Origin of the sequence: Shewanella chilikensis, from assembly GCF_002836945.1 — a bacterium.
Classification (GTDB): domain Bacteria; phylum Pseudomonadota; class Gammaproteobacteria; order Enterobacterales; family Shewanellaceae; genus Shewanella; species Shewanella chilikensis.
In genome coordinates this window covers 76,614-87,499 of record NZ_NIJM01000001.1, presented here as the reverse complement: position 1 = coordinate 87,499, position 10,886 = coordinate 76,614, and the positions used below count along the sequence as shown (strand labels likewise).

Genomic DNA, 10,886 nt, shown 5'->3' with positions numbered 1-10,886 from the left:
TCGTCGTAGCCTCATGCCTAAACCTCGTTACAAAACAACTAACTGGACGCAGTACAACAAAGCCTTAATAAACTGTGGTTCTCTGACCTTTTGGGTTGATGAGGAAGCGATAGCCGAGTGGAAGCAAAACAAACAAGGCAAGCGCGGCAGACCTCGCCAATTTAGCGACTTAGCCATTACTACTGCACTGATGGTGAAACGCATATTCTCTATGCCGTTGAGAGCACTGCAAGGATTTCTAGACTCGGTATTTAAGCTGGCTAACATCCCGCTAGTTTGTCCGCACTACACCTGCATAAGCCGTCGCGCTAAGGAAGTTGAGGTTTCATTTAAAACTAAAACCAGAGGTGCGATACAACACCTAGCTATTGATGCCACAGGTCTCAAGGTTTATGGTGAAGGTGAATGGAAGGTCAAGAAGCATGGTACTGATGGGAAGCGTAGGGTTTGGCGTAAGCTGCATATCGCAGTAGATACTAGCACCCACGAAATAGTCGCAGCAGAGCTGAGCTTATCTAACGTAACCGATGCCGAAGTACTTCCCAACTTGCTTAAGCAGACACGTCGTAAAATCATTGAGATATCAGGAGATGGTGCTTATGACACAAGGAATTGCCATGATGCCATACGGGTCAAGCGAGCTGTTGCGCTCATCCCGCCAAGAGAGGGAGCAGCCTTCTGGGAACAAGGGCATCCTCGTAACTTAGCGGTAGGTTGCCAAAAGCTCTACGGCTCCAACAAGAAGTGGAAAAAGCGGTATGGCTATCATAAGCGCTCGCTATCAGAGACAGCAATGTACCGAGTAAAACAGCTGCTAGGTGGGAAATTAAGCTTAAGAAGTTACAATGCTCAGGTTGGCGAGACTTACGCCATGATCAAAGCGCTGAACAAGCTTACAGGGTTTGGTATGCCTGAAACTCAGTATGTTGTATAGGAATTGCTCAATTTCAGGCGGTTTGGTTTCCTGTCCGAATTACGCAACAAAGCCCCCAGTATCCCCGCCCGTATCTGCCATTCAATGCTGCTATAGTCTGAGTCCTCCAGGGTTTTGCTTATTACAGCGCGAATAGGGTTCAGGTCAACATAAACCATGCAGGCTAATAGGTTACATCACCCAGCATTAAAAAGGTGATTGAAGAACAATTGTTGTGGTGGTTGACTGGTGGGTTATAAGCTGGTAGTGGTGGTGTTAACAAGGAGGTATAAAGTGAAAAAAATATTTCTCTTACTGGTGGGGATTCTACCATTTTCATCAATGGCTACTCAGAACTATTTGTGCTCAAGTTGTACAAATGATGCTAGTGCACGACAGTTTGCTGTTAAAAATTTTACGCCACGTCTAAATTGTTACCCGGAAGACAGAACTCAACCCATGACACCAGATAATATGATTTGTGGCTCAACGAGCAATAACATAGCCCTGGTCAACCCCAATTCCGGTGTTGTTTATAGTTTCAGTGTAGGGCACGGCTCTGATGGGACAGCTTATAAAGCGACGACTTGGTCTTTTTCTATAACATCAGAACAAAAGGCTCTTTTGTCAGATGCCGGGCTAGCCTATGGAGCCTTAAAAAAATCAGTTTTAGAACAAAATAAAATCCGTCGAGACGAGATTGGTATTATCTCAGCTGGAATTAATCAAGTTGGATTATATGATAGTAAGCAGGGTAGCAGTTCTGGTGTTTCAAGCGAGTGCTCCATAGACACAGCACTCACTGTTATAGTTGACCCAAATAAATTAACAGATATAGAAAATAAATTAAAGTCAGATATAGTTAGCGGTACTCGTCTTTTGGAGGATATTCATGCTGTATTGAGTAAGAATGGTTCGTCAATCGATATAAATGATGTACAAGTAACTCTAAGTAATCGGCTGGGAACAGTAGGTCTTAACTATACAAATAAAGATCCATCCTTATCACTTCAGTTCGGCTTTAGACAGTCTGAGGGTAGTGGGTTTATGACAGATTATCTTCTATTTGACTTAAGTGTTATTAAAAATGACAACATCACAGCTACACCAATAATTGATTTAACATTGAATGATCTTTCGGTAGTCGCTGGAGGCTATACTTTAGCACAGTTGAAGGGGAAGAATGGTCCTCTCGCTTTTACTGACCCCTGCATTCTTAGCAAGTTAAAAACACTAGGTGAAAGCGGTGATTTTAAAAACTCATCAGGTGGTCCCTCCAACTTCAGCAATGTTGGTGAAAATACCGGCGAATCTAGTGACGGCGGGTACCAAACTTGTACGGTTTATTTCTATCAGGTAGGTGCTCTAAAATACGTATTTAGAGTTCCAGTTAATGAATGTTAAATCTGATTTTTTATTTAGGCTGGCTTTTATTGCTCACAAGAGCCAGCTATCCCTATCATATTGCTTTAAAAGCTTGGGCTGCTTCTTGTCCATTGAAATAGATGATTTTTACGGAAACTCTCGTTTTCTCCATAACCGCTCCCAGCGTACCATCCGACCCTTTGAACAACCGACTAAGGCCCTTGGTTAAGCTCGCCATTGATGGAGTGTTTAAGCAGTTCAATATGGCCGCGCTTGTCATTGCAGGCACCCGGTAGAATCTGTAGAACGCAGGGGCAGGATTGATGATGTCGTTAGAGTTCAAATTTCCGCTAAGAAAGCATTGCAGAAGGCTGCTTGTAACATTTATCCTGAACCTTACTCAAATGATATCAATGCTTTACATAGCTAAGTATTGAGCAAGGTTTTATACAAGGAACAAGATAAATGGAAACAGATGTGCTGGAGATTTTGCAGAACTTCCACTCTGATGGGCTTTTTGTTGCTCCCAACATACCCAGTAAGAAAGCTAAAAATGCCAGTGCATGTTATGGCATGCCTGCGTCAGTCAATATTTATGCCATAGTCGATTCTACGGTTTTTGGTTCTGCAAAAAATGGTCTGGCATTTACATCTGAAGGATTGTTTTGGAAAAATGACTGGACTACAACTTCTGCAAAAAACCAAATGTCGTGGGAAGAGTTGATAAACACCAGTCAAGAGCATGCCGTTGACGGTTCCGAGCTGTTGTTGGGGCAAGGCTGTGCTTTTGGTATGGCGGGTTCCGGGATGAAGCCCGCGGTTTTATTGACACTATTGGAAAGACTGACCCAAAAGATACAAGGCAATACAGGGACGACAGAAACTGCTGAAGTTTCGAATGTGGCACAAGCCGGCGTTACTCCGGCAGCAGATGCAAATAGTGACGCTTCTGTCTGCAACACAGCTTCGGCGAGCGTTACTGCTGAAAATCTTCCCCCTGAAGGCGTTACAACCGAGAGTGTTACTCCGGCAGCAGATGCAAATGGTGACGTATCTATCACCAATACAGCTCCGGCGGGCGGCAAAGCTGAAAGCGCTGCCCCCGAAAGCCTTACGCCTGAAAAGCCGCAGCAGGAATCCAGTTCCAAGCCTGCTTTTGAAGGTAGCTATCAGCGGGAATACTTGGATATAGTTAACGCTGTGGCCAAGAGGCATCGTCTATCCCAGCAAATCCAAATCGCGCCGGCTATCAAAGTCCACAAAGTCAGAAAAGTCATTGAGATATCAGAGGGTAAAATTGAACCTTACGATATCCTGATGATTGTGGATAACACCTTTATGCAAACAACCAAAGATTTTCTGGTTGTGACTCCTCACGCCATTTGGGCTAAAGGTACGCTAAGAAAGGTAGAGAGCTTTTCCTTAAGTGAAATTCGTAGTATTCGCTGTGATAAAAAAACTCTGTTTATCAATGATTATGACTTCCAATACTTGGATCAGTTTTCTGAAAACGAAGTTTTGATATTGACGAATATGCTCGAAGAGCTAGTGGTCGCATTGCGTAAGTCTGACTCCGTATCGGATACTGACGAGCAGCTTGAATTACCTGCTGCTTTGGATACTTTGTTATCCAACATATACGAAGTGGTATTGGATGATGTTGTTTCCGGCTTGAGGGACAAGGGATACCCCGAAAACAAACAGTTGGTTACTTCGATGGCGGAATGTTGTTTTAGTACCTTTTTCATTGTTGACTCCCACTTAAAATATCGGCATCAAGATACAGCTGAATTGGTGGGGCAATACTTACTCGCTCAAACATTGTCTGGCTTATTTGCGTTAATGAGCGTAGAGCGGTTATGGCACCGTACAGAAGTGAAATCCACCTATGTGATGATGCAATGTTCTGTGATCATTCGAACATGCCAGTACTTTGAAAGACAAGGAATAGCGTTACGGCCGAACCAAAACTGGTATTTGCAGCTTTTTCAAACTGTGATGGACGCCAATACCCTGGAACAAGGTGCAGAGTTAATTGACCGGGAGATGGGTAACCTCAGTGCCGATAGACAATTAGCCATTGATTGTGCCTTCAAGAGTGGTAAGGGGGTTAGGGAAATGTTGTGTGATGCTCTTTGACCGGTTCCAGTTGTTCTCAATAGGTGTGAGTCAAGCCTACATTAACGTATGAAACAGCGCATTTCAGTCTTGTTCTAATGCGAAAAAGTGGTTACCAGTTAGGCGGTGGATTATTCGCCTCTTAACTGGTAGTACAGTAGAAATAGACATGCCTATGTATAAGCGTCGAGTTAAAGATGGCATCACTGCCAACATTAAAACGACGCAACCACTACTTAAATGAGTCATGGTTCCAGCTGCCAAGGTACTTAAAGGTAAGCACTTTTAATGATGAGTCATTGGCATCTAAGCCGGTTTGGGCTCGTTCAGGTGATAAATGAATACAAAAGTCAAATTTTCAGGCAGGGTAGGGTTATAAAAATGATAAATGTCTATGTGGTATTTCTATTTGCCTGTTTTTCAAAAGTTTTTATGCTTTAGTTTCCCCATTCCAAGGATTTAGTCTGCTAAGCCCTCCTTCTGGAAATATTTGCTATTTCTCTCACAACAACTTGAATCCCATGCCAAAGCTGACTAGCTTTGTGTGATGCAATGGAAGGCGGGATAGTCTGGCTCGCCGGTATGCGGTAACAGATAGGGAGAGGCTGTTTATGTTTAATCGAGTGTTGAGTCGGGTGTGGTTGGGTACAAGATCCTTTGGCAATAAGGCGGCCGTCAGTGCCAAGCGCTTTTGGGCTTATCTGCCTATCCATGTGTCTATCTTGGTCTCTGTGAGTGTGCTGAGCGCCTGTAATTCGGATTCACAAGAGGTGGTGCTCAATCCTGTCGACACGGCCAAGATGCAGCAGACGGTGGAACAACTGGCCAAGGAGATGCTGGTGCCCGGCGCAGTGGTGATTCTGCGAACGCCAAGGGGCGATTTTAAAACCGCCTATGGGGTAACCCGTTATGGCGGCAATGAAGCGACCGATTTTGACCAGCATGTCAGGGTGGGATCCAATACCAAGACCTGGGTCGGTACCGTGATTTTGCAGATGGTGCAACAAGGGCGATTGCAACTGAATGACACTGTCTCCATGTTTCTCAACAATGTACCAAACGGTGAGTTGATCACCATAGAGCATTTGCTTACGATGCGCAGCGGCCTTTTCAACTACACCACCACACTTGAGTTGAATCAGACGCTTGATGAGCAGCCAACCAAGGTGTGGACTCAGAATGAGCTACTGGCAATGAGTTTTGCCCATAGACCTGGTTTTGCCCCCGGCAGCGCATTTGAATACTCCAATACCAATACCGTCTTGCTGGGACTGATTGCCGAGCAAATCGATGCCAAGCCGCTGGCGACTGTGATGCAGCAGAGGTTGTTTGCTCCCTTGGGGCTTGAGCGGACTCTGTTTCCCGATATCCATTCGAATACTCTTCCCACGCCCTTGGCGCGGGGTTATATGTATGGCACCAATGTGTTGACTATGGATCCACCCTATATGCTGCCCGAAAAGATGCAGCGAGAAGCCCGAGAGGGCATTCTGGCACCCATAGATCAAACCGAGGCCAATCCTTCCTGGGGCTGGGCGGCCGGCGCCGGGATTTCCAGTGCCAATGAGTTGGCAACCTGGGTAGAAGCTTTGGTTGCCGGAGAACTGCTGAATGCCGATTGGCAGCGAAGGCGTCTGGATAGTGTCAGGCCGATAGATCCCGAGAATCCCAACACTGCCTATTACGGCTTGGGGATCGCCAAGTTTGGCAACCTCTATGGGCATACAGGTGAGCTGCCCGGCTATAACTCTTTTATGGGGCATGATCCTGTTAACAAGGTGACTCTGGTGGTTTGGACTAACCTGGCACCGGCTGTGGATGGCAAAGATCCGGCTACCACCATAGCGGCGGCCCTAATTAACATGCTCTACATTCCCTGAATATTGCTTATCTGCATAATGCACTGATAAGCAACCTGTAGCAGCATAGTGGTTATGATTACCTATCTGTCGGCATTGACTGAGGAAACTCTTATATCTTTTAAGGGAAATAGAGTCTGGCAAGATATTTCAAAAGGATTCGAAAATGTCCCTTGTGTATTCTTCTTTTTATTTTTCGGTGACTAATATCGTTCCTGGTAAATTGTGTTGAGCTTTTAAAAATATGCGCGAAGTCAGCATTGGCTGTAATTATCCGCCGAAGCTGGATGTTTTTTGCTGATTTTAACTTTATGTCTTATCAATATTTTGAATTTAAAGATATTTTTCGTAAAGATACTGTGTTGTTGTTTTTCGCCAACTCAAGCGTATTATGGTTTTTAAGTAATTAAATCAGTATTTTAAGTTTTTTGGTGTGCAGGGCTTATGTGCCGTGCATAGGTTGTTCATTCAATGGGAACGTTGAACTTTCTGGTTGAAGCACGCTGAACTATTGTTTGCTTTTCAAACTTAAGTTTCATTTTTCTCGTTAAATCTTTATTTGGTTAATAAATATTTAATTTAAAATTAAGCTTCAATTAATGTTCGTGTGTTGGTGGATTGTTTTTAATGTTGATTGCATTTACTTTATTTGTCTAAATTGTGATCTTATTTACAAAGTAAATTTTTTTATTTTCCTATTCTAATATTTGGTACTCATTTCGTAGTACCTCTTACGCATTAGGGGAAAATAATGAGAAAAATAAAGAAATACCAGATGGTGATGATAATTGCTGCAGCATTAGGCGTGTCGGCCTGTGGCAGTGACGGTAAGGATGGAAAACCGGGTGAGCCCGGAACCCCAGGTATTCCCGGTACGCCTGGAGAGCCGCCAGTAGTGACTACATCTGCGGTTGCCAAGGTGCTGGACTGGCACTTTGGTGATGGTTTGGTCAATGTCGAGTTTACCGTTGAAAATCAAGATGGTATACCCGTTGAAGATTTAGACAAGGTCGAATTGTTGTCTACTGTAACCAATGCGCAGGGCTTCCTTGCCGATACAGTAACAATGACTTATTTTGCCGGAGAGTCTAATTCCAAGGGGACTTTGACTCACGAAGGTGACGGGGTTTATACCTTGTCTATGCCCCGTGAAGGCGTGACATCTGAATCAGTGGGTATAGGTTATATTCGTCCGGGTAATGGTAATAATGGTATGCCGCGTACTAAGCGGGTAATGCTGACTCAAACAGATCAATATGCCCAGGTCAGCACTACAGAAGATGCCAAATGTGTGGCGTGTCATGGTGAGTTTACTGCAGCGACAGGCAATTCCACTTGGGGATGGCACCAACACCATCACGCCTTAAATAATGATCAAGAAGTAGTAATTGTTGAAGCTTGTTTGAGTTGCCATACCCAGACAGAGAAAAAAGATGGTGGCTATGCGTTAAATACCTTGGCAATGATAGGTCACGGGAAAATGTCTGATGGCGAGGGAGGTAAGGTTTCCAAAGGTCATGCGGCTTTATGGGGGAATTACTCCATGAACATGAAGCGTTGTTCTACCTGTCATGCCGATGATGTTCAGTTCACAGCCTCCATTAATGGCTGCGTGACTTGTCACACCGGCCTGTTTGATGCCGATCGAGTTGGTAATGTTAATCATACCGGCTTTACCGATGCTTCATGCCAGACCTGTCATGGACCCGATGGTTACATGTATGCTCATAACAATGGTGCGGCGCGGGATGAAGCCCTTAACCGTTACCAATTTGAGCTAATCTCAGTACAGCGTTCTGCCGATAAGAGTCAAATTGAAGTCACGGTAAAAGCGACTGATGCCGATGGTAAATCCGTGGATATTGCTGCTATCAGCGATGCGACTCCCCGTGGTTGGGCAACTATTGTCAAACATGGTGAAGCTGTACTGCCTGGTCGTGATGAAGGCCATGTGGCACGTTCTACAGCAGGGGTAACCAACGAGGATGGTTCGTATACCTATACTATTGAACATGCCGCACCATACGAAGAGGGTGAAGTTCTGGTGGGCGGTGTCGACGGTCGAATCGCCTATGCCGATGGTAATGCACCTATTACTGTGTCCAATATCAAAGAGGTGCGTCGTACCAGCTCTGATGGCATGAAGTGCCTTAACTGCCATACCGAAGGTTTGCAGGGGCATGGTGGGCAGCGGGGGGGCTTTGATCTCGGCGGCGATGCCTGTACCCAGTGCCACAGCGCTTACAGCTGGGCTCCGGGTAAACAGGGTGAAGACTATCCTATGGCTTGGGGACCTTTGGTGCACAACATGCACTTTGGTGATTACAAGGTTAAACGTGGCGTGAATGATATGCCTACTACAGACAAGAACAAGAAGGTGGAATGTGTGGCTTGTCATACCGGTGAGATCAATCTGGAAAAGGTTGCGCCGGCAGTCGTGCTCAACGGGCTTGATGAAAACAGTGTCTATGGTATTACCGCCATTTCTGCGAACTGCGCGGCATGTCATAGCACTCCGGCCGCCAAGGCTCATATGAGTACCCAAGGTGGTGACTTTAATGTAGCCGTCACGCCATCAGCCGTTCATCAAGGCGAAAGCGCCGAATTCAATGTATTCGATCCGGCTCCGATCGTTGAATCTTGCTCCGTGTGTCATACCCCTGCGAGGATGGCTGAGGCCCATCAGTATTAACTGGTAGGATAGAGGCTAATAGGCCCGGGACAGCATCCGGAATTTTCAACTTTCCGATGACGCTGAACCGGGCCTTTTATTACTGTGACTTTTTGATCGATGTTTGAACTGTTGAAGTAATCTTGACCGTTAGAGTCAGCTACAGGTGTTTGCAGCATATGCTGAAAAAAGATAACACCGGATTTGAGCATCTTGGCGGCGTTTTCCAAACAGTTTTTTACCTTAAAGTATTGGCCGGGATTACTGTGTCGGCAATCATCTGCCTGAGCCATTTGTGGGCCGAATCCTGGTTGAAATGTTTGTGCCACAACAACACGTATGCGCCTGGCACCAGATCTATCGGCACTTCCAGCGTCGCCAGCTCAACATGTTGCAGCGCCTGGGCCGCATATTTGGCAGGTGCGCATAGTAGCAATTCGCTGTGACGGCACAGCTCAATTGCAGTAGGAAAGTCAGTGATGTTAGCGCGGATCCGTCGGGTCTTGTGATTGAGTGCCAGTACATCATCCAGCAGCCAATGTTCGATACCGCCAAAGGCTACCTGCAGATGCTCGAAGCTGAGAAAACGCTCCAGGTTCCAGTCGCCCTCAAGCGCAGGATGATCCGGCGGCAGCAGACAGATGGGCTTGTCGCGGGTCAGCTCCAGATACTCGAGTTCATCCGGTAGGCTATTGATATGCATTAGCGAGCGCGGATCCCACTCGCGGCAGCCTATGGCAAAGTCCAGCTCGCAGCGCAGCAGCTGCTCCATGGTGCCCGGGTGCCAGGTCTTGCAGTTGATATCCAGCCCGGGAGCCTGGCGCAGCAAGGAAGGCATAAAATGCGGCAGGGTGAGGGAGTAGGCGGTTTCCACCAAGTGCATACGAAACTGACGTTCACTGGCGGCGGGGTCAAACTTGTCCGGTAGCGTCAACCGCTCGGCCAACCTGAGCCATTGCTGCAGCTCTGGCCCCAGAGCCAGCGCTCTGGGAGTGGGCTTGAGACCAAAGGCGCTACGTTCAAACAGCGGGTCATTGAACAACTCCCGCAGGCGGTTGAGCTGCTTACTGACGGCCGATTGACTCAGGTGCAACCGCCTGGCCGCGCCGGTAACGCTTTGTTCTTCCAGCAGGACTTCCAATACCGGAAGCAGGTTGAGATCGACTTTCATTATTATCCCGGGCGCAGGGGTGGATAGAGCAGTTTAGCAGCTTGCTTTGCCAGGCCAAAGTCCGAATAGGCGCAATTCCTGACTGAAAAAATGCCTCACAGAATTAGCAACTGGCGTAGAGTCCTGCTTGCAGCTATGCTAATCGCGAACTTTTTATCAGGGAAAGATAATGAAACCTTTAAATCTATTATTTGTTGTCTCATTGGCATTGGCGGCGCCGCTGCAGGCAGCCGAAGATCCTGCCGTAGCCGAAGCCATTGAGGCCGGGTTACAGCATTACCGTAAGGGTGAATTGAGCCAGGCCAGTTCCCAGCTGGATTATGCTTCAGCCCTTATCCGGCAACAGCGGGCCGGGGAAGTGGTCGGGGTATTTCCAGAGCCATTACCTGGCTGGCAAGCAGATGAACCTTCAAGTGAAAGTGGTGGCATGATGTTGGGGGGCGGCATCAATGCCAGCCGCCACTATTATAAAGAAGAAAGTGCGCAGTTGGAGATAGAGTTGGTGCTTGATTCTCCCTTGTTACAGTCTGTTATGGCCATGCTGACCAATCCTTCAATGATTGCCATGAGCGGAGGCAAACTGATCAAGGTTCAGGGACATAATGCCATGCTGAGCACAGAGTCCGGTGAACCTGAGCTGACTGTGATAGTCAATGGCAATGCCATGTTTACCCTCTCGGGTGAAGGGGTTAAAGCCAGTGAATTACAGGAGTTTGCCAATGCTTTGCAGCTGGATAAGCTTTAAGCTTTGGTGTTTTTGAATGCTGAAGCATCAGCTTGATAGAGCTC

General features: G+C 46.6%; 7 protein-coding genes. 6 read left to right on the top strand and 1 reads right to left on the bottom strand.

Annotated elements, in window-relative coordinates; translation table 11 throughout:
- Positions 1-13 precede the first annotated feature (13 nt).
- From CX651_RS00415 to CX651_RS00390, 5 genes are all read left to right on the top strand, one after another.
- Complete coding sequence (locus CX651_RS00415) at positions 14-934, top strand: IS5 family transposase (RefSeq protein ID WP_101052573.1); 921 nt, start codon at positions 14-16, stop codon at positions 932-934.
- Positions 935-1,207: 273 nt separating this feature from the next.
- Positions 1,208-2,317: a hypothetical protein gene (locus CX651_RS00410; RefSeq protein WP_146225978.1), complete on the top strand. Its 1,110-nt coding sequence runs from the start codon at positions 1,208-1,210 to the stop codon at positions 2,315-2,317.
- A 426-nt stretch (positions 2,318-2,743) separates the two neighbouring features.
- Positions 2,744-4,417, top strand: a complete 1,674-nt coding sequence (locus CX651_RS19945; RefSeq protein WP_198552032.1) for a hypothetical protein — start codon at positions 2,744-2,746, stop codon at positions 4,415-4,417.
- Between the two features lie 590 nt (positions 4,418-5,007).
- Positions 5,008-6,276, top strand: a complete 1,269-nt coding sequence (locus tag CX651_RS00395) for a serine hydrolase domain-containing protein (protein WP_101052567.1) — start codon at positions 5,008-5,010, stop codon at positions 6,274-6,276.
- Between the two features lie 730 nt (positions 6,277-7,006).
- Positions 7,007-8,947, top strand: a complete 1,941-nt coding sequence (locus CX651_RS00390) for a multiheme c-type cytochrome (RefSeq protein WP_146225979.1) — start codon at positions 7,007-7,009, stop codon at positions 8,945-8,947.
- Positions 8,948-9,164: 217 nt separating this feature from the next.
- Here the strand turns inward: CX651_RS00390 and CX651_RS00380 are convergent, their stop codons facing one another.
- The gene (locus CX651_RS00380; RefSeq protein WP_039035788.1) at positions 9,165-10,103 is read right to left on the bottom strand and encodes a LysR family transcriptional regulator; all 939 of its coding nucleotides are present in this window, start codon (positions 10,101-10,103) and stop codon (positions 9,165-9,167) included.
- 163 nt (positions 10,104-10,266) lie between these two features.
- Between CX651_RS00380 and CX651_RS00375 the strand changes: the two genes are divergently transcribed.
- Complete coding sequence (locus CX651_RS00375) at positions 10,267-10,842, top strand: hypothetical protein (protein ID WP_101052563.1); 576 nt, start codon at positions 10,267-10,269, stop codon at positions 10,840-10,842.
- The last annotated feature ends 44 nt before the right edge of the window (positions 10,843-10,886 follow it).

What these genes read in the sequence shown, in the direction of transcription:
- CX651_RS00415 (WP_101052573.1), top strand. Translation starts at nt 14, where the DNA reads ATGCCTAAACCTCGTTACAAAACAACTAACTGGACGCAGTACAACAAA.
- CX651_RS19945 (WP_198552032.1), top strand. Translation starts at nt 2,744, where the DNA reads ATGGAAACAGATGTGCTGGAGATTTTGCAGAACTTCCACTCTGATGGG.
- CX651_RS00395 (WP_101052567.1), top strand. Translation starts at nt 5,008, where the DNA reads ATGTTTAATCGAGTGTTGAGTCGGGTGTGGTTGGGTACAAGATCCTTT.
- CX651_RS00390 (WP_146225979.1), top strand. Translation starts at nt 7,007, where the DNA reads ATGAGAAAAATAAAGAAATACCAGATGGTGATGATAATTGCTGCAGCA.
- CX651_RS00375 (WP_101052563.1), top strand. Translation starts at nt 10,267, where the DNA reads ATGAAACCTTTAAATCTATTATTTGTTGTCTCATTGGCATTGGCGGCG.